This is a genomic window from Paenibacillus sp. FSL R5-0713 (genome assembly GCF_037973325.1).
Taxonomy (GTDB): domain Bacteria; phylum Bacillota; class Bacilli; order Paenibacillales; family Paenibacillaceae; genus Paenibacillus.
In genome coordinates, this window is sequence record NZ_CP150229.1 from 1,848,788 (window position 1) to 1,870,912 (window position 22,125).

At 45.4% G+C, this 22,125-nt stretch carries 20 protein-coding genes and 1 riboswitch; of the genes, 19 read left to right on the plus strand and 1 reads right to left on the minus strand.

Going from position 1 to position 22,125, the window contains the following annotated elements:
* Positions 1 to 33: 33 nt before the first annotated feature.
* From MKZ12_RS08460 to MKZ12_RS08545, 18 genes are all read left to right on the plus strand, one after another.
* Positions 34 to 558, plus strand: coding sequence for a YfiT family bacillithiol transferase (locus MKZ12_RS08460; RefSeq protein WP_339259907.1), 525 nt, complete (start codon positions 34 to 36; stop codon positions 556 to 558).
* A gap of 34 nt (positions 559 to 592) precedes the next feature.
* Positions 593 to 1,108 carry a GNAT family N-acetyltransferase gene (locus MKZ12_RS08465; protein ID WP_339240689.1) on the plus strand — a complete coding sequence of 172 codons (516 nt, stop codon included), beginning with the start codon at positions 593 to 595 and terminating at the stop codon, positions 1,106 to 1,108.
* A 29-nt stretch (positions 1,109 to 1,137) separates the two neighbouring features.
* A riboswitch (ZMP/ZTP riboswitch) is annotated at positions 1,138 to 1,219 on the plus strand.
* Positions 1,220 to 1,372: 153 nt separating this feature from the next.
* Positions 1,373 to 1,846 carry a GNAT family N-acetyltransferase gene (locus tag MKZ12_RS08470; RefSeq protein WP_339259909.1) on the plus strand — a complete coding sequence of 158 codons (474 nt, stop codon included), beginning with the start codon at positions 1,373 to 1,375 and terminating at the stop codon, positions 1,844 to 1,846.
* Positions 1,847 to 2,104: 258 nt separating this feature from the next.
* Positions 2,105 to 2,488 carry a VOC family protein gene (locus MKZ12_RS08475; RefSeq protein WP_339259910.1) on the plus strand — a complete coding sequence of 128 codons (384 nt, stop codon included), beginning with the start codon at positions 2,105 to 2,107 and terminating at the stop codon, positions 2,486 to 2,488.
* A 219-nt stretch (positions 2,489 to 2,707) separates the two neighbouring features.
* Entirely contained in the window at positions 2,708 to 3,427 is a 720-nt protein-coding gene (locus MKZ12_RS08480) for a class I SAM-dependent methyltransferase (protein ID WP_339240693.1), read from the plus strand.
* A gap of 69 nt (positions 3,428 to 3,496) precedes the next feature.
* Positions 3,497 to 4,222 carry an SDR family NAD(P)-dependent oxidoreductase gene (locus MKZ12_RS08485; protein WP_339259912.1) on the plus strand — a complete coding sequence of 242 codons (726 nt, stop codon included), beginning with the start codon at positions 3,497 to 3,499 and terminating at the stop codon, positions 4,220 to 4,222.
* A gap of 25 nt (positions 4,223 to 4,247) precedes the next feature.
* The gene (locus tag MKZ12_RS08490) at positions 4,248 to 4,937 is read left to right on the plus strand and encodes a response regulator transcription factor (protein WP_091033021.1); all 690 of its coding nucleotides are present in this window, start codon (positions 4,248 to 4,250) and stop codon (positions 4,935 to 4,937) included.
* Positions 4,934 to 5,932, plus strand: coding sequence for a sensor histidine kinase (locus tag MKZ12_RS08495; protein ID WP_339259913.1), 999 nt, complete (start codon positions 4,934 to 4,936; stop codon positions 5,930 to 5,932). Before MKZ12_RS08490 ends, MKZ12_RS08495 begins: the two co-directional genes overlap by 4 nt.
* A 116-nt stretch (positions 5,933 to 6,048) precedes the next feature.
* Positions 6,049 to 6,804, plus strand: a complete 756-nt coding sequence (locus MKZ12_RS08500; RefSeq protein ID WP_339259915.1) for an ABC transporter ATP-binding protein — start codon at positions 6,049 to 6,051, stop codon at positions 6,802 to 6,804.
* Positions 6,801 to 8,726, plus strand: coding sequence for an ABC transporter permease (locus tag MKZ12_RS08505; protein ID WP_339259916.1), 1,926 nt, complete (start codon positions 6,801 to 6,803; stop codon positions 8,724 to 8,726). The genes MKZ12_RS08500 and MKZ12_RS08505 overlap by 4 nt, the downstream gene beginning before the upstream one ends.
* 194 nt (positions 8,727 to 8,920) lie before the next feature.
* On the plus strand, positions 8,921 to 9,460 hold the full coding sequence (gene pgsA / locus MKZ12_RS08510) for a CDP-diacylglycerol--glycerol-3-phosphate 3-phosphatidyltransferase (protein ID WP_339259919.1): 540 nt from the start codon (positions 8,921 to 8,923) through the stop codon (positions 9,458 to 9,460).
* A 182-nt stretch (positions 9,461 to 9,642) separates the two neighbouring features.
* Complete coding sequence (locus MKZ12_RS08515; RefSeq protein ID WP_339259920.1) at positions 9,643 to 12,312, plus strand: LuxR C-terminal-related transcriptional regulator; 2,670 nt, start codon at positions 9,643 to 9,645, stop codon at positions 12,310 to 12,312.
* A 135-nt stretch (positions 12,313 to 12,447) separates the two neighbouring features.
* On the plus strand, positions 12,448 to 14,520 hold the full coding sequence (locus MKZ12_RS08520) for an S-layer homology domain-containing protein (RefSeq protein ID WP_339259922.1): 2,073 nt from the start codon (positions 12,448 to 12,450) through the stop codon (positions 14,518 to 14,520).
* 156 nt (positions 14,521 to 14,676) lie between these two features.
* The gene (locus MKZ12_RS08525; protein WP_339259924.1) at positions 14,677 to 15,102 is read left to right on the plus strand and encodes a GNAT family N-acetyltransferase; all 426 of its coding nucleotides are present in this window, start codon (positions 14,677 to 14,679) and stop codon (positions 15,100 to 15,102) included.
* Between the two features lie 40 nt (positions 15,103 to 15,142).
* Positions 15,143 to 15,577 carry a GNAT family N-acetyltransferase gene (locus MKZ12_RS08530; RefSeq protein ID WP_339240711.1) on the plus strand — a complete coding sequence of 145 codons (435 nt, stop codon included), beginning with the start codon at positions 15,143 to 15,145 and terminating at the stop codon, positions 15,575 to 15,577.
* Between the two features lie 291 nt (positions 15,578 to 15,868).
* The gene (locus tag MKZ12_RS08535; protein WP_338592731.1) at positions 15,869 to 16,291 is read left to right on the plus strand and encodes a hypothetical protein; all 423 of its coding nucleotides are present in this window, start codon (positions 15,869 to 15,871) and stop codon (positions 16,289 to 16,291) included.
* Positions 16,292 to 16,471: 180 nt separating this feature from the next.
* Positions 16,472 to 17,692: an RtcB family protein gene (locus MKZ12_RS08540; RefSeq protein ID WP_339259926.1), complete on the plus strand. Its 1,221-nt coding sequence runs from the start codon at positions 16,472 to 16,474 to the stop codon at positions 17,690 to 17,692.
* A 50-nt stretch (positions 17,693 to 17,742) separates the two neighbouring features.
* Positions 17,743 to 18,921, plus strand: a complete 1,179-nt coding sequence (locus tag MKZ12_RS08545) for a DUF4272 domain-containing protein (protein ID WP_339259927.1) — start codon at positions 17,743 to 17,745, stop codon at positions 18,919 to 18,921.
* 150 nt (positions 18,922 to 19,071) lie between these two features.
* Here MKZ12_RS08545 and MKZ12_RS08550 read toward each other — a convergent pair whose 3' ends face one another.
* Entirely contained in the window at positions 19,072 to 20,112 is a 1,041-nt protein-coding gene (locus MKZ12_RS08550) for a LacI family DNA-binding transcriptional regulator (protein WP_339259929.1), read from the minus strand.
* A 524-nt stretch (positions 20,113 to 20,636) separates the two neighbouring features.
* On the opposite strand from MKZ12_RS08550, the gene MKZ12_RS08555 reads away from it, so the two are divergent.
* Complete coding sequence (locus MKZ12_RS08555; protein WP_339259931.1) at positions 20,637 to 22,019, plus strand: extracellular solute-binding protein; 1,383 nt, start codon at positions 20,637 to 20,639, stop codon at positions 22,017 to 22,019.
* The last annotated feature ends 106 nt before the right edge of the window (positions 22,020 to 22,125 follow it).

Sequence of the window (22,125 nt, forward strand, 5' to 3'; positions counted from 1 at the left end):
TATTTTCATCATACAAACAAGGAGGAATAATGGATGGACGAACGATTTCCGATAGGCCCATTTGTACACACGGGTGAAGTTACTTTGGCACAGCGGGAGAAGTGGATTCAGGACATTGCTGAGCTACCTGAACGCGCGCGAGAAGCGGTAAAGGGGCTGAGTGAAGAGCAATTAAGTCTGCCGTATCGAGAAGGTGGATGGATGCTCAAACAGGTCATTCACCACATGGCAGACAGCCATATGAACAGTATGATTCGTTTCAAGTTGGCACTGACAGAGGATACACCTACAATTCGACCGTATTATGAAGAGCGTTGGGCTGAACTGAGTGATTCAAGGGACCTGGATGTTGAGTTCTCACTTCAAATTCTGGATGCGCTCCATCGTCGGTGGGTGGTTCTGTTAAATGCACTGACAGATGCGGATTATGCCAAACAATTCTATCATCCCTCATCGCAAGAAACGACGAGACTGGATTATAATCTGGGCATGTATGCTTGGCATGGCAAACACCATGTTGCTCATATTACATCGCTTCGAGATCGACTGGAAATTTAGTTAGGATAAATATCTTATTAAGGAGAATTTATTAATGACTGTACATATCAGATTATTAAATGAGAGTGATCCTGTAATTATATCCAAGGCGTTTCAGGAGCAGGGGTGGGGGAGATACGCTGAGCAGTATCTTCATTACTTGGCTGAACAACAGAATGGGGACCGTGTAACCTTGGTAGCCGAGTTGAATGGAGAATTTGCCGGATACGTGAATGTATTGTGGCATTCCAAATACCCTTCTTTCAGGGAACAAGGCATTCCTGAAATTAACGATTTTAATGTGCTGATCAAGTTCCAGCGCCAAGGTATTGGTTCACGGTTGATGGACCGCGCAGAGGAAGTTATTTCGGAACGAACGGATGTAGCAGGTATTGGTGTAGGCGTATTTTCCGATTATGGCAAAGCGCAAGTTTTATATGCCCATCGCGGATACATACCGGACGGTCATGGTGTTCACAGACACGATCATTACATTCAGCCAGGTGAAGAAACGATTATGGACGACGATGTTGTACTTTATCTTACGAAGAAATTAAGAGGCATACAATAGTGTGAGTGATGGATACTGGTTGTTAAATATCGATTGTGTGTGACTGGCGTAAACGTGGAGTGAACCACGAGGAAGCACATATATTATATGCCGTACGCCTGGGCAAAGTGTTTGATCTTTTGATCAAACACTTTATTTATTATTCGGGTACGAGAGGACGGGTGGCGGCAATGAAAATGGCGTTTGTTTTACTTGATGGAATGACAAGCATGGATTTGGCTGGATTCTATGAAGCTGTGATCTTTAAGGGGAGGGGGTGGCAAGATGACTATTCGTCTTTTTCAAACGATTGATCAGCCAGCAGTGCTGAAAATGATGACGGATCATAATTTTCAATTCCCTTCGTTTATACGCGAACAGTATCCTGCGCGCTGGGATTTATTTTTAAATATGATGGATGAACGGATCAGTGCTTATTATGTCATGGTTGACGAAGCAGATGTTGTCATAGGTCATGCTGGTTATATCTTTCAGCCTACGGTTAACCGATATGAAATCGTTGGCATTGTTACGTGTAAATCACACCTTCGACAAGGTGTAGCACGTACACTAATTACTGAAATATGCATGAAAATAGCTGGATTTGGATGTAGTGATATCATGCTTTACACACTTGATCATGCAGAAAATGAAGCAGCGCTCGTATTTTATGAACGAATGAATTTTCAAAAGGAAGGTATTGATATGAATTATTATACCTCGGGATTCCATAGGCTGGCTCTTGTCAAAACACTATAAGTAACTTCAAGAAATCCATTTTACTCAAAATCTGATCTTGATTTGTTAAGCTAATTTAACCTATCTGCATAGTGAAGGGGAAGCTCCTATTCTCCAAAGTAGGATCGCTACAACGGTCTGATCTGAAACTTCGATCAAAGCAGTGTAATGCCAAAGAAAGATAATGAAAAAGCTGTCCTGCATGTTATACTCTATTGGAAGTTGAAGAATGATAAGCAGGATGTTGAGAGATTAGATGATCAGAGGAGTGAATGATGCATGTTTAGCAAAGTTGGCCAGGTTATGTTGTATGTCAACAATCAAGATGAATCACTGGCATTTTGGACGGAAGTTGCAGGATTCCACATTGTGGATGAAGTAAACCTCGACGAGGGCATGAGATGGATTGAGATTGCGCCTACCCCAGATTCGCAGACGAGCATTATTCTCCATGACAAAGAGTTTGTCGAGCGGATGTCGGTGGGTGTAAATCTGGGCACACCATCATTAATGTTCTTTACCGAAAATCTGGATCAACTATATGCTGACTTGTCTGGAAAACATGTAACGGTTGGAGAGATTGTCGAGATGCCAACGGGGCGTGTCTTCAACTTTGCTGATAACGAAAAAAATTACTTTGCAGTCATGGAACGGGCGAAGTAAACTGTAACTCATAACTGCTACAATTGTTAGCGATCGACATCCAAGTCGGTCGTTTTTTTGTTGGAAAAATCTTATATTTCAAAGTAGAAAAATACAAGAAAAATAGAGGATTAATGGTTAAAAATGTTATAATAAAGTGTAGCTGATTTAATGAAAATGACGAGGAATGAATGGTCTGAACTGAAGGTTCGGGTGGAGGATTTAAGGAGGAATGTGGTAGTGGAAAAAACGATTAAAAGTGTACAGGATCTATATGATATGCTCGATGCAGACTTCAGATCTGCCAAGCAATTTTGGGAGCCTTTCTATGAGGATCGGAACAGACCCATACCCTTTTTCCCAAACAAACCGGATGAGAATCTGGTAGCGCATGTGAACGCAGGTTTGCTGGCAGGTGGCAAGGCACTGGAACTGGGTTGTGGTCCAGGCAGAAATGCATTGTATTTGACCCGCCAAGGATATCAGGTAGATGCTTATGATCTTTCCAAGACAGCTATTGCCTGGGCTAAGGAGAGGGCGGCAGAAGAGCAACTGGACGTACATTTTGAATGTCGCTCCGTGTTCGAACTGGCCCCGCAGCAAGAATATGATCTTGTCTACGACTCGGGTTGTCTGCATCATCTGCTACCTCATCAGCGGATTCCTTACATAGAGATGATTCACCAAGCGCTCAAGCCCGGAGGATACTTTGGGATGAGCTGTTTTGCTCCTGGTTTTGGCGGTCAAGGTGGGCCGGAGAGCGTCATGGATGATTGGCAGGTATATCAAGAGAAGTCGATGAAAGGCGGACTGGCCTTTACGGAGGAAAAGCTCCGTTATTTACTACAAGATCCATTTGAATGCGTGGAATTACGTCCTATGAAGGCGATGGGCCAGGATGAGAATTGTTTTGGATTACCCATTTTGTGGGTGACCATGTGGAGAAAACCGGGCGTGTAGTTATAGAGTTATAAAGTCATAGGGTGGAGTTTAACTAATACTGCATTGAGCGAGAGAAGGCGGGGGAATATGAGACAGAGGTATTTTATCATTACAGGTACATCCAAAGGAATTGGCAAACAGCTCGCGGAGTTGTTGTTAGCCAGGGGAGACTGGGTCTATGGCATTTCACGCGGGCATTCGCACGAGTTGGAATCAAGCGAGGAATGGAGCGGGCGTTACCATCATGTTCAGTACGATCTAGCCGACCTGACGGGGATTGATGATATGGTTACACGTGTATTGGACGAAATCCCTTCTCAGGAAGCTGATTGCATTGGACTCATTAATAATGCAGCGATGCTGGAGCCTCTAGGACCCATAGAACAATGCAGTGCGGCAGAGATAAGTCAGAGTCTTAACATCAGTCTTGCAGCGCCAATGATACTGAGCTCATCTTTTATTCAACAAACCAATCACCTGTCCGCCAGACGTAAAATTGTTAATCTCTCATCGGGTTCGGGAAGTTATCCCGCGCCTTCAATGGCAGTGTACTGTACATCCAAAGCAGGCCTGAACATGTTCACCCAATGCGTATCTTTGGAGCAAACGGGTCAACAGAATCCTGTTGAGATCATTGTTTTTGATCCGGGGATGGTCGATACAGAGTTACAGGCTGCTGCACGAGGCAAAAGTACAGAGGAGTTTGCGCTTGCAGGCATGTTCAATCAAGTGTATGAAGCAGGCCAATTAAGATCGCCACGAGACGTCGCGATACAGTTGATCGAGCGGATGGATGGACACAATCAACCTTAGAAGAACAGAAACGTGGTGAACTCTCTTGTTTAAAATTATGCTCATTGAAGACGACGAATCGTTATTTAATGAAATCAAGGAACGGTTATCCCAATGGTCGTATGACGTGTATGGTGTGCAGGACTTTGGCAAGGTATTGCAGGAGTACAGCGTAATTCAGCCGCAATTGGTCATTATTGATATTCAGCTGCCCCAATATGACGGGTTCCATTGGTGTCGGATCATTCGTTCGCATTCCAATGTGCCGATTATCTTTTTGTCCTCACGGGATCATCCTGCGGATATGGTCATGTCCATGCATTTGGGTGCAGACGATTTTATCCAGAAGCCGTTTCACTTCGATGTATTGATTGCCAAGATTCAGGCAACTCTGCGGAGGGTGTACAACTACAATACAGAGCATATTGAACTCCGGACTTGGCGCGGTGCTGCAATTGAATATGTGAAAAATACACTCACTTGCGGGGATGAATCTGTTTTGTTAACCAAAAATGAGATGTTCATCCTTAAAGTGCTGGTGGAGCACAAAAATCAGATCGTTACCCGTGAGGATCTCATCCGGAGCTTGTGGGATCACGAGCATTTCGTGAGTGACAATACGCTGACGGTTAACGTTAATCGGTTACGGAAGAAGCTTGAACCCATCGGCTTGGAGCGATACATTGAAACCAAGGTAGGTCAGGGGTACATGGCAACGGAAGAGGCAGAAGCATGAAGTACATACGAGAAAGGGCTAGTTGGTTATGTCTACTGGTAAGCATACAACTTATTATTTTATTGGTAGCTTACCTGGACTCGTCCATTCCATTCCAATCTGTGGTGTATATCGTAGTGCTGAATGTGGTGGTCTGTCTTGTTTTTATCTGGGCGAGATATCTGAAAGAGACTCGTTTCTATAAAAAGTTGAGCACCTGGGATCATACCTATGATCTGGGAGAACTCGACATCGCCGAAAGTCCATATGAGCAGATCGTACATGAGGCCCTCAGTTCCCAGACACAGCGATATCGTAAGGAGTCGTCACATCATTTTATCGCTCTGGAACAGGAGAAGGACGAGATGTTGTCCTGGATTCATGAGGTGAAGACCCCACTGACTGCGTTGCAACTGATGATCGAGCGCTTGCCAGATGATAAGCTACGGAGCCAAATGACATATGAATGGTTACGAATCCATCAGTTGCTGGATCAGCAGCTTCATCAGAAGCGGATTCCGTTCATGCATAATGATCTGTTCATCGAAGAGACGGAATTTGAACCGATATTGAATAGTGAGATTCGAGCACTGAGATCGTGGTGCATATCCAAGGGGATTGGCTTTGATGTGTCGTTGATGGTATCGCGTGTGCTCACAGACAGCAAATGGTTAGGCTTCATCCTCCGGCAGTTGTTGAGCAATGCGGTGAAATATAGCGATTCATCGGACATCCTCATTGAAAGTCGGGAACAGGATGGACATGTCATACTGATGATTAAGGATCACGGGCGAGGGATTGAGGCTCAGGATCTGCCGCGTATATTTGATAAAGGATTTACGTCTACCCGAGGCAGAATGGATGGAGCGGCGACTGGGATGGGGCTGTATCTGGTTCGTCAGGTCGTCCAAACCCTTCATATGCGCATTCATGTAGAGTCTTCTCCTGGCGAGGGCACTACCGTCACACTTACTTTTCCGCGAAAGAACGACATGGTGCATCTTGCAGGCGTGTGACAATAATGTCACATGCTTTTTGGTTTTGTTCGGTGAATCACACGATAACACTGCACATCCCGCCTATGATATAGACATGGGCATTTTGCAGAAGTTCAAAGAGGAGTGAGTGGGATATGTGGATACTGGAAGCCAAAAAAATTCATAAAGTCTATGGTAATAAACTGAATAAACAGGAAGTGCTGAAGGGGATTGATCTCGGGGTAAGCAAGGGAGAGTTTGTCGGTATTATGGGGCCATCGGGTTCGGGTAAAACGACACTGCTTAATGTACTTTCCTCCATCGATCGGGTGAGCCAGGGCACGATTGATATTGAGGGCAAGGAATTCACCGGAATGAAGGAGAAACAGCTGGCTGAGTTCCGCAAACATCATCTGGGCTTTATTTTTCAGGAATATAATCTGCTGGATACCCTTACGGTGAAGGAAAATGTATTATTGCCGCTCTCGATCACGAGTATTCCAAAACAGGAGGCACACCGGAAGTTTGAACAGATTGCCAATGAACTGGGCATCTACGAATTGAAGGATAAGTATCCATCCGAGATTTCAGGTGGGCAGAAGCAGCGGACTTCAGCAGCACGAGCATTTGTCCATGAGCCAAGTATCATCTTTGCGGATGAGCCAACCGGAGCGCTCGATTCCAAGTCTGCCTCCGATCTGCTCGGCAAGTTAAGTGAGATGAACAGTACCCGAAAGGCAACCATTATTATGGTTACCCATGATCCGGTTGCTGCAAGTTATTGCAGCAGAGTGATCTTCATTCGAGACGGTCAGATCTACACCCAGCTGAATAAAGGAGACGAGTCCCGGCAATCGTTCTTTAATGACATTATCAAAACCCAGGGCGTATTGGGTGGTGTGCAGCAATGAGCTTGAATTATATTATCTTCCGTAATCTCAGGAAAAACTTGAAGAATTATTATCTCTATGTATTTGCGCTTGTGTTCAGTGTGGCTTTGTATTTTTCCTTTGTGACGTTACAGTATGATCCTTCCATGGATGAGGTAGCTGCTTCAACAAAAGGTGCGGCAGCCATAGGCGCATCTTCGGTATTATTAATCGGTATTGTCGGTATTTTTCTGTTATATGCCAATACCATTTTTATTAAGCGACGCAGCAAAGAAATTGGATTATTTCAGTTGATTGGACTGACGAAGGGCAGAATTTTTGGTATTTTGAGCGCCGAGAACAGTATCCTTTATTTTTGCTCCATGGCCATTGGTGTGTTGATTGGTTTTCTTGCGTCCAAGCTTGTATTGATGATATTGTTCAAAATTCTCGGTGTGGATGCGATTACCAAACTGTACTTTTCTCCGATGGCACTGCTGCAAACGGTGATCGTCTTTACGATCATGTATCTGCTCATTATGCTGATGAATTATATCTTTATCAAGCGCCAGAGTATTCTCTCGCTCTTTCGGGTGTCATCCACTTCGGAGCAGCAGGTGCAGAAGATGTCGTTTGGACAGATGATTGTTGGCGTCTTGGGCATTGCCCTGATGGTGTATGGATACTTCGTGTCTGCTCGGCTGTTCAGTGGTGAGGCAATGGATATGCAGCAGTTGATGTATACGATGATCCTGATTCTGTTCTCGGTCATACTGGGGACATACCTGTTCTATAAGGGGTCGGTAAGTTTTATCTTTAATCTGATTCGCAAAAGCAAAAACGGCTACCTATCCATTTATGAGGTGTTATCGTTATCTTCAATTATGTTCCGCATGAAGTCCAATGCCTTGCTGCTCACGATTATTACAACCGTATCTGCGCTTGCGATTGGCATGTTGTCACTCAGTTACATTTCATATTATTCGGCAGAGGCTCAGGCTAAGGAAAGTTTGCCGGAGGATTTCTCTTTTGCTCAGGTGGATGTGAAAAGTCGTTTTGTAGCGGAGTTGGAACACAAACAGATTGCTTATGAAGAGAAGCATAGAGAGCCTATCTATATTGAAATCGATGCACAGGAAGTGATGGATGACTCCGCAATGGAGGAGCTGTTGTTCAGCAGTGTGCTGAGTGACAACATGGTAGATAACATTGATGTGCAAGCAGGTGAAGTGGTCTTCATGGGATATGGAAATGCCATTCAGCAGTTAATTTCCATTCAGGAGAAAGGTCCAATCGTCTTGCACGGGTTGAAACATAGGCTGGCACAACAACTGATCGGAACAACTAAACAAGGCGTCCTTCCCACGTACTATACTAGGGGCACGCCTGTAGCGGTCGTGGATGAGACGGTATATCAGCAACTGAAGCAGGATATCGATCCCGAGCTGCAGAAAGTCGAGTGGGCTGACTACTATGGTGTACGTATTGTGAACGAGGGGCAGGCTGAAGATGCCTATGCCGTATATAAGGAGCAGCAGTTGGAAGCCCCAAGTTTCTCCCAGGTTGAGTTCAGAAATAACCAACGTAACACGATGGGCCTAATTATGTTCATTGTTGGATTCCTCGGTTTGACGTTTTTAATTACATCAGGATGTATCCTGTACTTTAAACAAATGAATGAGAGTGAAGAGGAGAAGGGCAATTATACCATTCTGCGAAAGCTCGGATTTACGCAAGGCAATCTGTTGCGTGGCATTCAGATCAAGCAGTTGTTTAACTTCGGTATTCCACTCATGGTAGGATTGAGCCATAGTTACTTTGCCGTGAAATCAGGTTGGTTTTTCTTTGGGACGGAGCTGGCGACACCTACGGTTATTGTCATGATAGTCTATACATTGTTATATTCGATCTTTGGTCTGTTGTCTGTGTGGTATTATAAACGGGTGATTAAGGAAGCTTTGTAGAATTGGATCGGGCGTATGCTGATATAACAAAAATAGTTTGAGTAAAGGGCAGCTGTAATATATACAGACTGTTCTTTTTTTCTAAGTACATTACCTCGTGAAAAAAGGATGATAATGGAATTGAGTCGAAATGATGATAGAGTCACGGAATCTGATCCACGGATAACATTTGAATCGAGGAGAGGTGATGTTCAATGAATTATGCAAATAAAATCACGTTGGCAAGAATTGCGTTGATTCCATTGTTTATGCTCTGTTTCCTTAATCAGAGTAGCTTGTTGTTTGCACTTATTATATTTGCAGTAGCGGCAGGTACGGATAAATTGGATGGGTATGTGGCGAGAAAATATAATCAAATCACGAATCTGGGGAAGCTTCTTGATCCGCTGGCGGATAAACTGTTGATTGCGGTAGCATTAATCCTGATGGTTCAGGAGAATATGATCAGTTCATGGATTGCTGTAATCATTATTGGGCGTGAAATAGTCATTACAGCGTTACGAATGGTGGCAACGGAGCAGGGCATTGCTCTTGCAGCCGATCGATATGGCAAGATCAAAATGGTGCTTCAGGTGGCAGCGATTATTGCAATTTTGTTGAACAATGTTCCGATCAGTTTGCTGACTGAGGTGCGGGTTGACCTAATTCTATTATGGCTGGCGGCAGGTGTTACGCTGTTATCGGGATTGAATTATATTGTAATGAACTATCAGTTGCTTCGGACAGAAAAATAGAATCGGATAATGGTTGATAATCCGAATGTTACCCTGTACTTCATGTACAGGGGTTGTTTGTCGTTGATTTCCGTTCAAAAATATGTGGGGCATAGTCATGGTTCCTTGTATACTTAGAATATCTGAATATACATAAAATGAATCGGAAAACAGGCACAACGGTGCTGATTCAGGAGGATCTCATGCAACAGGAACATACCGCTGGTCACCACGGGGACTGGCTTCAATTTATGATTTTAACAACCAAACTGGAACTTCCACCTTTGCCAGCGGACACAATGGAACGTCCACGGCTAAGTTTGCAACACGAAGAATTGTTCCAATCCAAAGTCACGTTGTTGACTGCCCCGGCGGGTTCAGGGAAGTCAACACTTTTAGGTAGCTGGGTGAGAAGTGCAGCTATTCATGCAGCCTGTGTCTGCCTGGATGATAAAGATCAGGACCCGCTTCAGTTTTGGCTCTACATTATTCATGCACTGGATCGCGTGAGTAAGGGTCTCTGCGGGGATGTACTGCCGCATTTTTTGCAACGGTACCCGGTAGATCCCAGGTCGGCATTGATATTATTGCTGAACCGTGTTGCCCAGACCAATCAACATGCGCTACTCATTCTGGATGACTATCATGCAGTTACCCAGCCGGAGATTCATGAACAGATGCAGTACTTTATTGAAAATCTTCCGCTATCCATTCATCTGGTCCTGTCTAGTCGCACATATCCTCCGTTCATGCTTGAAAAGATGCGTCTGAGAGGTGAGTTGAAGCAATTTACACTTCAGGAACTGGCATTTACGCCAGAAGAGGGCATTGAATTTTGCCAAGAGATCATGCATCTGGATATTACCGGGGGAGATGCGCGTGGATGGGTACAGCAGACAGAGGGTTGGGCTGCCGGTTTGAAGCTGCTCGCTTTATCTCACGCATGGGGTGGAAATGCTTCGGTCAGCCCTATGAATTCGATATCATCACCTCTGTCTCGTGAAGATTATGGAACAACTGGCGAGAGAACGATTTCGGATTACTTGCTCGAAGAGGTATTCCAGCGTCAGTCACCGCAAATGCAGCAATTTCTTCTCCGAACAGCGATCACGAGAAGAATGAACAGCAGTCTATGTAAGGTATTAAGTAATATGCAGGAAGCTCCGCAATTGTTAAGGCAACTGGAGAAGGAGCATCTTTTTCTTGTTCCACTTGATCGGGAAGCACACTGGTATCGTTATCATCATTTGTTCTCTGCATTTCTAAAGCGTGAACTGGATCGTTGTGGCACAGAACAAGTAAATGAATTACATGCTCTTGCTGCAGTTTGGTATGAGCGACAAGGGTACACGGCTGAAGCGTTGGATCATTATATCCTCGGACAGCATATGCAGGATGCAGCGAGACTGCTGGAAGAGTTGTTCGCCCATTTTATTATGGGAGAGTGGTGGACGCTCCGGCGATACTTTGATGTTGTGCCACTGGAGATCGTGAAATCACGTCCCAAATTATATATGTCTTATCTGTTCCTTGTTGCACGTGAAATGCCTTATGGACAGATGGTGAAGCAACTTGATGAACTGGAACATGTGATCCGGGTGCATCTTCAAGGGCAGCTGGAACCAGAGATTATCGAGTATTTGTTGCAAGTTATATGTGTAATGCGAGCTTATATGGCCTATCTGAACAGAGATTTGGAGGGGTTGGCTCATTATTTGGTGTCCTATATTGATCAGGGATATCCCGATGATATTGCCTTTCAGTATATGGACTATGACCGGAGAGAGAGTATGCGCCTGCGCAGTTTTCATGGTGTTAATGGCTACTTGAGGCGTGGGGAAGCTTGCTTCGGGGCGATTACGGAACGTTGGTATGCTGAACATGCCTACGTGACGTCCTATTACGGTGTTGGATATGGTGAGATTTTAATGGAACAGGATCGAATTGTAGAAGCGATAAGTTATGCGGACCGAGCGCTTGAAGTGGCTTTGCAGATCAAGGTGGCTGCGCTGCTCGTTCCTGCGTATGTACTCAAGGCCAGACTTGAACTTACAATGGGCCGACCTGAAGAAGGTTTGAAGCTGCTTCAGCAGGTATCAGGTTTATTATCTGTGAAGGACATGGAATACTGGCAGCCAGTACTGGAAGCACATCAACACCGAATTTTAATTGAAATGAGTCCGGTGGAAGCGTCCCATACCATTCTGACTAAGCCTGCAAACGAAGGAGATGCAGCTGTTGAGATCAGCTGTGATCAGATCTTTCGATCCATGGTTCGCATACGTGCGATGATCATCCTTGAACAGTATGATCATGCACGAGAGGAATTGAGACGAATCCGTAAACTGGCTGAAGAACGGGACTTGCTTGCTGAACAGGTAGAGTGTGCTCTGCTAGAGTCAATCATGCTGCAAAAGCAGGCATCTACAGATGCCGGTGTTGTGGCGTTATCCCGTGCTCTGGTGCTGGGAGGACCCGAAGGGTATATCCGTTCATTTGTTGCTGAAGGTGAACAGATGAAGCGGCTGTTACAGGACTACCTGTCTCTGCGTCGCACGAAGGCAATACACGATGATGGTGTGAAAATGGCTTATGTGAAACAGTTATTGTCTGCTTTCGCAAGAGACAAACGGTTAAGAGGCCTCTCATCTGTAGGAGAGGCGAAGCTGGATACAAAGGAAGTGGGACTCAGCCCGATGGAGCAAAAAATATTCGGTCACATCGCTGAGGGCATGACCAGCAAACAGATTGCTGCCGAGTTTGGCATTTCACCCGGAACCGTTAATACACACATTCGCCGAGTGTTCGCGAAGTTGGGTGCGAGTAGTCGTACTCATGCTGTACAGATTGCGGAGCAACGGGGATTGTTATGATGTAGTGAAACGATGTCTACTCTTTTGTAGACTGTTTTCGAGTTAAGGTCTCTCCTACAATGAAGATAATCAAATAACGCTGACGAGTCTTTGCTGACACCAGAGTTATGTTCACGTGGGAGGTAACGTTAAGAGATGTCAACACGAATAACCAAACGTAAAGTTCATACGAAAAATAAGATCCGTAAGGTCTCGCCTTATTGGGCAGCCCTTCTGTCTTTATCTGTCATTTCTGTTCCCGGGACAGTGCATGCAGCGACTGATGCAGTAAACATTCGGGATTTGCAGCAGGCAGCACCATGGGCCAAGCAAGCTATTGAAAGGGCTGCCGAGCAACAGATGATTCTGGCGGACAAAGCAGGGAATTTCAACCCGAGCGCAACGTTAACAAGAGGCGACCTTGCGTATACGCTGGCTCAACTATTGGAGTTGAACGTGTTGTCCTCAGTCCAGCTTCCAGATCTGTTATTCAGGGATTTGGATCATAACGCTGAGAATGGAACCTATATTCATGCCCTTCAAGTGGCAGGAATTATGAATGGTTATCCCGATGGTACGTTTCGTCCTGCCGGTCTGGTAACGAGGGAAGAGCTGGCAACGACAATTATTCGGGCTCTGAAGGCTAAAGGATATGATCAAACATTAAATTTGACCAAAGAGTTGTCATTTAAGGATACTTCCGATATTAGTGCCTGGGCATTGCCTAGTGTACAACAGGCTGTTGAATTGGGAATCTTGAAAGGGGACAATGGGAATTTTGCGCCGAAGCGTTCTACCTCCAGACAGGAAATGGCTGTGATCGCACTACGCACAACTGAAGTCATTCAAGTGCTTGATGAAGCTGCGAACCAAGGGGGTACCAACTCGGAATCCAATCCTGATGAGCCAGGAAAGGGAATTGAGGTGCAGGGTACAACTTCAGGCGGCAATAGCGCAGGGAACGGTACAGGGAACGCAAACAGTAATTCCGGGGTGACACCAGGGAATGGAACTGGAAGTACGGGTGGAGGAGGTGGATCTGCGCCAACTACGCCAACGAATCCTTCCACTCCGTCCAATCCAGGTACGGGGAACAGGGCGCCACTGGTTAGTAGTGGCGGTTTGCCTGATCAGGAACTTACACTAGATCATGCCGCATTGGACTTGGATGTCTCCACGTATTTTAGTGATCCAGATGGTGATGAATTGCAATTCAGTGTCATAACCGGAGATGCAACCATCGTTTCCTCTACTGTCGTAGAAAAAGTGATTCGACTTGTTCCACAGGCTGCTGGAGAAACAACGTTGACGATCAAAGCAGCTGATGTCCAGGGTGCCAGTGTCACGGCACAACTCAACGTTAAGGTACAGGCCAATACGATAAGTTGTCAATTTCCTGATCCATATTTGGCTGGAGCTATTGCGTATTGGTTGCAAAAGGATGTGGATGATCCACTGACCAAAGATGAATTGGTGGAAGCTCTCATTCAGACCAATGGAGGATTGTATGCCAGAAATGCGGGCATTTCCGATCTGACAGGTGTCGAGATATTCAAAGGGCTGAACGTAACTGAAATCGACCTCTCTGGAAATGAAATAAGCAAAGCAGATGCCTCTGGATTTGATCGCTTGAATTGGCTTGATTTATCCGGTAATGAACTTGCGCAAATTAATGTGACAGGACTGGATCAGCTGGAGTATCTGAATCTTGCGAATAATCGACTTGCTTTATTGGATGTGAGCGGACTAGACTCCTTGCAAGAACTGGATATGAACAGTAATGAGCTTGTTCATTTACCCGTTGGAATTGCTGGATTACCTGATCTGCAATACCTGGATGTGAGTAACAATCCCATAACACTGAGAGAAGAGCCTGACTTCACACTGCATCACACGTTGCTGCAACGTTTGGACAGGTATGACTTCGATGATGCGTCTCCTGTATTGGTAGAGGCACCTGCGGGTAATACCGCTTATGTTCATGGGGATGAGGTTGAGATTGACCTGTCCTTTATGTTTGAGGATGAAGATGACGTTAGATCAACTCTCACACTAGAGGCTGACTCCCCTGATCCACAACTGGCAGATGTCAGAATGATTGGACAGAAACTATACGTTACTGCACTGGGGACGAGTAGTGAGCCTATTCGGATTGAGGTGAAAGCTACCGACCCTTTGGGCAAAACCGGTGTAGGTCACGTGTACGTTGATCTGAGAGGAATAGAGTAGCGTAACTTAGAACAGCATATGTGAACTAATGCAAGTTACATCAACGTGCCTTCCTATATGGAAGGTTCGTTGTTTTTATTTTGTGTGAGATAACTTTATGTTAAAATATGCAAGAAATGAATGAGGCTGTGAGTAATGATGATAGGGGAGAAGAGGATGTCTAAAGGAAATATCAATCCAAGTACTTCAGAGGATTCAGATTATGTTCGCCAGCAACTTGTTGCATTTAATGCTGCACATGTGGGCGAGGAATTAAGGCATCGTTACGAGGAGTTGAATTTCAATATCCAAAATGAGACTGGCGAGATTGTTGCAGGTGTGATTAGTACACTTTGCTGGAACTGGCTGGAGGTTGATATTCTCTGGGTCGATTCTGAACAGCGGCATCGGGGATATGGTTCACAGTTGTTGCTTGAAGTCGAGCGAATTGCACGAGAGAAATCTTGTGATTTTATCATGTTAAATACCTTTTCCTATCAAGCACCAGAATTTTACAAGAAGCACGGATACCAATTGATCACAACGATCGAGAATGCACCGACTGGACATAGTCATTATTATTTTAAGAAGGACCTCACGTAAGAGAACATACGCGAAATAGGATAAAATCAGGAGGATGACGATGGTTACCATTAAAGAAATCGGACTTGAAGACTTACCATCACTAAGCCAGCTATACAATGAGTTGATGGGAACGCCTACCAATGAGCAGCAGATGAAAAAGATGTTCCATTACATACAGCAGAATCCCCATTATCATGTGCTTGGTGCGTTTTACAATGGCAAACTGGTTGGGTCCGTTATGGGGATTGAGTGTATGGATCTGGTGGGTCCATGCAAACCATTCATGGTTGTGGAGAATGTGATTGTATCGGATCAGGTGCGCAGGCAGGGCATTGGGCAGAGATTGATGCTCCAGATTGAGCGTATTGCCAAAGATCTGGGTTGTGGTTACATGATTCTGGTGTCTGGCGATCAGCGCAAGGAAGCGCATATATTTTATGAGAAGCTGGGTTTCAAGGATGAGAAGGTTCAGGGTTACCGGAAGCATCTTTAAAAAACCATTCAAGAGGTTGTTCAAAAAGTGCAATTTTGATTACGAAGAATGCCTGGTGGCATCTCAGCATCGAATATGGAATTCAGCCGAAATGTCCGTTGCTCACGTAGTTTTCTCTACGCTCTGCTACTCCATTTCTAGCTTCATCCCATCTTCTTGGTACTGAAAACCGCACTTTTTGAACACATAATTCAAGTGAGAATATTTTACACAAGTGGAAGGATTACTTAAGGAACATGGCGAATAAGGCATAGTCTTAACAAATGAAACGAATAAGAGGGAGGCACTCTCGTGCTCAAAAAATGGGCTAATGTTTTCATGATTCTGAGCCTGGTATTCGCCGTATGTTCCCCAACCTCCTATGCTGCCGCCAAAACGGTTAAGGTCACCGTGACGTTGGTGAGCGCAGAGCTTGTCGAGAACAACTCTGTCGGTAATGAATGGGCCATCGGAGCAAGTGTGAATGGAAAAGATCTGGAAGAGGGTTCATCGGTCACCTTAAATCTGAAGTCTACAGGTACGTTGAAACTGGAGGCCATCGCTGAAGAACAGGACAAAATTCCCGATTACGGGAGTAAAAGTACCAACGTCAAACTATCTTCGTTCTCCAAGTCAACCAACAAGACGCTTTCTGTGGTGGTGACCGAGAACAGAGGTCGGTATTCTGGTAACACAGCGACCTGGGCGTTCAAATTTAAGATTAGCAAGAAGTGAATAGGTACCAACCGTGTGATAAAAGGGAGCCGAGCTCTCTTTTTTTATTGTGTAGATAATCGGTGATATGAAGAAATAAGAACGTTTCGAGCCACGCTGATCTTTGTTAAACTAATGAAAGTAATAGACAAAAATTGAAGATGAAATATTCAAAATAATACATAGGAGGTTAACACAATCATGCGTATCGTAGATAACATTAAAGTCTGGGGGGAGCCGCTGGAGAACGCCGTAAGTCAGGCGGTGACTTGCTCGCAATATGGAGATGTCTTGGGTGTGGCTCTGATGGCCGACCACCACAAAGGTTACTCGCAACCCATCGGTGGTGTTGTCGCTTATCGGAATATGATCAGTCCGTCAGGTGTCGGATATGATATTGCCTGTGGTAACAAGGCTGTGCGCACCAACCTGATGTGGGATGATATTCGGGATCAGATTGTGACGATTATGGATGACATCAATTCGAATATATCTTTCGGCGTGGGTCGTAACAATCCAACACCCGTGGATCATGAACTGTTCGACGACGCGAGCTGGAAGCTGTTTGATACCATTGAACCGGGATTACAGCATAAGCTGAAGACGCTCGCACGCAACCAACTTGGAACCGTAGGCAGTGGCAATCATTTCGTGGATATTTTTGTAGAAGAGGCCACGGGAAAGGTGTGGATCGCGAATCATTTTGGCAGCCGCGGGTTCGGTCACAAAGTGGCGAGTGGGTTCCTTAACCTGGCCGCAGGGCGTCAGTTCAGTGGCAAAGCGCCGGGTGAATCCATGGATCAACCGCCTACGTTGTTTAACCTGAACAGCGAAATGGGTGATATGTATTGGGATGGAATGACTCTGGCGGGCAGATACGCTTATGCAGGACGTGATTATGTCATTGAACAGGTGCTTGGAATTCTCGGGGCAAATGCTGAATACACCGTGCATAACCATCACAACTTTGCCTGGAAAGAACAGCATATGGGTGAAGAGGTCGTCGTGGTTCGCAAAGGTGCAACGCCACTGGCACCTGGGCAGCTCGGTTTTGTCGGAGGTAGTATGGGTGATATCTCGGTGATTGTGGAGGGGATCCACAGCGAAGAGAATACCGAGTCATTCCGCAGCACCGTACATGGGGCAGGGCGCACGATGAGCCGAACCCAGGCGGCTGGCAAAATGAATTACAAGCTGCGCACACGCATGGGCGGTGAGATTAGCGAAGCACAGATGCATGAGGCGATTCGCGCCTATGGTGTGGAACTGCGGGGAGCGGGCACGGACGAAAGTCCGTTTGTGTATAAGAAACTGCAAGACGTACTGAACGCACATGCGAATACGCTGAAAATCAACCATCTGCTACGTCCCGTTGGTGTCGCCATGGCCGGAGGTAATGAATTCGATCCGTATAAGGATTAGTCATATATGTTCAACTGAACATTTACACGAAAACGGAGAGGGTGAACTTCATGAGAAATTGTGCAATATACAGCTCTCAGTTTGACCTGGATCAGCTGTTTGAAGTGATTCAATCCATTTATCCTGAGGGTACGATTAAACGCAGGGAAGACAAGACCCATATTCAAGTGACTCAGAAAAAATGGCTGAGTAAAAAAACCAAAGGTTTTAATATCATGACCAGCCAGACACATCCTGAGGAATTTACGACCATGATTCAGGGGATGCTTGGATTTTTGAGTCAGATTGAGGGGCGCAATGCTTCGCTCCAGGAAAAGGTATTGATTAAATGTTCCACACTGAACATGGTGATTGGTATTGAGACAGAAGAGGATATCTCGGAAGAATTCTTCGGCGAATTGCTGCGCTTGGCGGATGCTCTGGATGCCGTCATTTTCTGGGGAGGAGGATCTCTGCTGAATTCACATGGCCAGTTATTGCTGGACGTGAATGGAGAATCTGAGGTGGAGGATTACACGGTGACAGCGCACACCAGTTTCCTGGACGATGCTGGAACCCAGACAGAGTCTGCAATTCAACGTAAAGCCCGTTCAGAGCAACGGTTGACGGAACAAGGCATTCCTTATAATGCGAACTTGCCTGCAAGGGCCGGAGAAGAGCATACCACCATTCGGAGTAAAGAGGAAGTCGCGCGCCGTGCGGTTGCCTTGTGTCTTGCCGCGCTGAAGGGAGAGTGTCTGGGAGCAGGCGAAAGCGCGGACGATACCGCAGCTCTGGTTCAGGAAGTGATCGACAAGTATGAGGCGGACTCCTTTTTTTCACCCATAGAGAAGAAGTTTATCGACCAACACGGAGCGGAGCAGCAGGAGATCATCGCCTTCTCTTGGGGATATGAGGCGTACCACGTCATGTTGTGGGCGCTTGGTTATGTGGAGAAATTGGGTGCACCAACGGAGTTGTGTAACGTAGGGAAGGATGTCGGTTATTTGCAACAGAAGGACAGCTTTGCCGACTTTCTCTCCGGTGCATCTCTGCGTAGCAAGAGCGAGATTCTGGATGAAGCAGATCTGATCTACCGTTATAACTGGGTGTGTGTGGATAGTCGTGTCAATGACAAAACACCTCCCGCCGGCTTGAATGGTGGAGTGGCTTATGAACGTCACCGTGCTTTGAACTGGCTGATCTGTTATCTGGATCAGGAGTGGGATGATGTGCGTACAGATACGTAGAACACAACATACAACAATGCAAATACCCCGATAGCCGCTCAAATACGGTTATAGGGGTGTTTGGCGTGTGGTTCTGTGTGGACACAAACTTTATTCCATGCATGCTTCAATATGTGTATTCACACATATTTACCACCATATATTCTGCTTTTATCCGCTATGCCTGCCGAACTGTTCACGGATGATGACGTCAGCAAGAATCAACTTTTTCTCGACGTTGCTTTCTGGATTCGCTATGCGCCATAACATCTGATCCACCGCACGCGCACCGAGCAATTCCTTGTTCACATTGACTGTAGCCAGTAATGGGATATGGTCGTATAGATTATCAAATCCCGTGACAACGCACTGATCGGGTACACGAATCCCCATACTCTCAAGGGCTTCTATGGTATATAGCCCATAAAAATCATTCGCACATACAAACACTTCAGGCAGATTATCCTTATGGATTACCGAAGTGAACGTCTGGCGGAACTCATCCAATGCCTGATTGCTCAGCTCGGGAATCTGACTTATTTCCATCCCATGGCCCATAAGTACAGAAGTGTATGCAATCCAGCGTTCATAGAAGCTTTGAGCATCTCCGATATTTCCAACGAACTGGAAAGTTTTGAAGCCCTTGCGGAGCAAATAGAGCATGATCTCCCGCATGGATGCAAAGTTATCGGTGAATATGCTGTCACTGTGAAAAACAGGGTCCAGATGATCGACCATGACAACCGGAATACTGAGCCGCTTGATTTCAAGCAGAATCGGGGTCGAGATCGAGCCAACGGTAATGATTCCACGAATGGCATCCGGGTTGAGTAGGGTGAATAGCTGGTCTGCTGATGGTTCCGTCAAGGTTAGAATATTAATGCCTTTTTGGTTCAGCTTGGAAGAAATCCCGTTAAAGACGGGTCCCCAGTATACGGAGTCCTGATTTTGGTATCGAACATTGGGAAACAAAATCAAGATGGTACCGCTTGAACGTGTGTTTTTAGAGTCATGTGATTCACTGTTGTGAGACAGTTCACCAGACAAGAGGCTGTTATCTTTGAAATACCCAAGTTTGCCAGCGGCCTTGAGAATGACATCCCTCGTCTGATCGCTGACTCCCGATTTTCCAGACAAAGCTCGTGACACCGCGAATTTCGACAAACCTGTAAAATGTGCAATCTCCTGAATTGTTACCTTCGTTTTCATCATACCATCCTTACACTCGTAATTCTGCCGTATTCCTTGTTTGGAGCGATATCCAACTGATTCTAGTATAGCATGATGTATTTCTCTTAATCTAATAACGGACAGAGAATTCAAAATGTTAGAGAAGCACAGCATTTCAGGATACGCAATCCACGTGAAGATAAGCACATTTTCAGATAGAATGACGAATTTTGTCTGTAAAATTATTATTTTGTTATTATTTAAAAATAACAAAATAATAAAAGTTATATTTATGATTTTAATAAGGTGTACTTAGGAATAAGGATTTTAGTAAGCGTGAAAACAGGGTTTTAACCATATTATCAGCATTTTATCAGAATAAATAGAAAATGTTAACAATAAAAATGTTGACGCTTACATTTTGCTGTGTTAAATTTTGTTTGTCAAAAACAAACGATAAAATAACAAATGGTGGTGGTTGTTTATTTTTGATTGGTTTCTGAGTGGGGTTAGCGATTTAGGGTGAACCATGATTGGTATACACATTCGGGGAGGTTGTTAAAAACATGATTAGAAGATGGAATGTTGTACCTCTGATGTTATTGGCCGTGATGCTTTTTGTATCCGCTTGCAGTGTTGGGGGGACAGCACAGACGGGAAGCGAAACAGAGGGAACAACGAACTCAGGTAACAGCACCGAAGTCGCTGAAACAGAGAAAGAGGACGTAGTGGAAGAAGCTGTGGCAAATGTGCCTGATCTGGGTGGACGTGTCATCAAGGTTGCTGCCTGGTGGGATCTGAAACCGGCGGGAGAGACCGCCTCCGATAAGGCCAGACTCGATAAAATTGCAGAGGTCGAGAAGAAATACAACGTAAAACTGGAGTTCGTCAACGTACCTTTCGAAGAATACATGAACAAATTTACCACGTCTGCACTGGCCGGCGAACCATTCGCCGACATCGTTCAGATGGAATACAAATCCGCACTACCCGCCATCCTCAAAGGGCAACTGTTGCCCCTCTCCGAATTCACTTCACCTGAGAACAACATCAACCAGGAAGCAAACCTGATCACAAAGTTTCCTGCTATTGCAGGCAATGAATATGCCTTCGAATCACCAACCAGCATTGGTCTGGGACTTCACTATAACCGAGACTTGTTCAAAAAACTGTCATTACCTGATCCACAAGAATTGTATAACCAGGGCGAATGGGATTGGGACAAATTCATGGAACTCGCCAAGCAGGCAACCAAAGATACCAATAATGACGGCAAAACAGATGTATATGGATTTTCTGGCTGGGCCCTTGATGTCGTTCGCCATTTTACCGCTGCAAATGGTGGAACCATCGTGGATGATGCCAATAGCAAGGAAGGATTATCTGATCCGAAAACGATTGAAGCAACCGAATTCGTTAAACGCCTGTATAACGTGGAAAACGTCGTGAAGGTCAAAACCGGTGACAAAACCAACTGGGAGGAGAGCAACACTTTTAAGGATGGAGACGTTGCTCTGTTCACTGCTGCTGAATGGCAGTTGGGCGATCTCACCTTTGCTGTCGGTGTTGTACCCATTCCGAATGGGCCACAGGGCAGCAAAGAGGTAACGTATGCAAACAACGCGGCATCGGCAAAATTCATTCCAAAAGGTGTGGAGGATCCAAAGATCGTCTACCAAATCTATGAAGAGACCTTCGACATCCCGCAGATCGAAGAGTATCCAGGTCAGGACTATCTGGAAAGTCGTTATACCGACGAGAAGGATATTGCCATCATTCGCGAGCACATCGCTGGAACAGGCCGTATCTTGCTGGATGATGCCTACACGGGATACCCTTTCGGGGATTTTGTGAACGATATCATCAAGGACAATGCTTCCGTCACAGCAACAGCTGAGAAATACAAAGCACAGGCGCAAGCTGCCATTGATAAACTCGGCAAACAATAACAACACTTATCACCAGCAAACGATTCAGGCAGGGGCTCGTGTCGGCAATGTTGCACGGAGCCCTTTTTTCCTGAACCACCAAATCGGCTTTGCTGGCATCAGCCTT

What these genes read in the sequence shown, in the direction of transcription:
- MKZ12_RS08460 (WP_339259907.1), top strand. Translation starts at nt 34, where the DNA reads ATGGACGAACGATTTCCGATAGGCCCATTTGTACACACGGGTGAAGTT.
- MKZ12_RS08465 (WP_339240689.1), top strand. Translation starts at nt 593, where the DNA reads ATGACTGTACATATCAGATTATTAAATGAGAGTGATCCTGTAATTATA.
- MKZ12_RS08470 (WP_339259909.1), top strand. Translation starts at nt 1,373, where the DNA reads ATGACTATTCGTCTTTTTCAAACGATTGATCAGCCAGCAGTGCTGAAA.
- MKZ12_RS08475 (WP_339259910.1), top strand. Translation starts at nt 2,105, where the DNA reads ATGTTTAGCAAAGTTGGCCAGGTTATGTTGTATGTCAACAATCAAGAT.
- MKZ12_RS08485 (WP_339259912.1), top strand. Translation starts at nt 3,497, where the DNA reads ATGAGACAGAGGTATTTTATCATTACAGGTACATCCAAAGGAATTGGC.
- MKZ12_RS08495 (WP_339259913.1), top strand. Translation starts at nt 4,934, where the DNA reads ATGAAGTACATACGAGAAAGGGCTAGTTGGTTATGTCTACTGGTAAGC.
- MKZ12_RS08500 (WP_339259915.1), top strand. Translation starts at nt 6,049, where the DNA reads ATGTGGATACTGGAAGCCAAAAAAATTCATAAAGTCTATGGTAATAAA.
- MKZ12_RS08505 (WP_339259916.1), top strand. Translation starts at nt 6,801, where the DNA reads ATGAGCTTGAATTATATTATCTTCCGTAATCTCAGGAAAAACTTGAAG.
- pgsA (WP_339259919.1), top strand. Translation starts at nt 8,921, where the DNA reads ATGAATTATGCAAATAAAATCACGTTGGCAAGAATTGCGTTGATTCCA.
- MKZ12_RS08515 (WP_339259920.1), top strand. Translation starts at nt 9,643, where the DNA reads ATGCAACAGGAACATACCGCTGGTCACCACGGGGACTGGCTTCAATTT.
- MKZ12_RS08520 (WP_339259922.1), top strand. Translation starts at nt 12,448, where the DNA reads ATGTCAACACGAATAACCAAACGTAAAGTTCATACGAAAAATAAGATC.
- MKZ12_RS08525 (WP_339259924.1), top strand. Translation starts at nt 14,677, where the DNA reads ATGTCTAAAGGAAATATCAATCCAAGTACTTCAGAGGATTCAGATTAT.
- MKZ12_RS08530 (WP_339240711.1), top strand. Translation starts at nt 15,143, where the DNA reads ATGGTTACCATTAAAGAAATCGGACTTGAAGACTTACCATCACTAAGC.
- MKZ12_RS08540 (WP_339259926.1), top strand. Translation starts at nt 16,472, where the DNA reads ATGCGTATCGTAGATAACATTAAAGTCTGGGGGGAGCCGCTGGAGAAC.
- MKZ12_RS08545 (WP_339259927.1), top strand. Translation starts at nt 17,743, where the DNA reads ATGAGAAATTGTGCAATATACAGCTCTCAGTTTGACCTGGATCAGCTG.
- MKZ12_RS08550 (WP_339259929.1), bottom strand. Translation starts at nt 20,112, where the DNA reads ATGATGAAAACGAAGGTAACAATTCAGGAGATTGCACATTTTACAGGT.
- MKZ12_RS08555 (WP_339259931.1), top strand. Translation starts at nt 20,637, where the DNA reads ATGATTAGAAGATGGAATGTTGTACCTCTGATGTTATTGGCCGTGATG.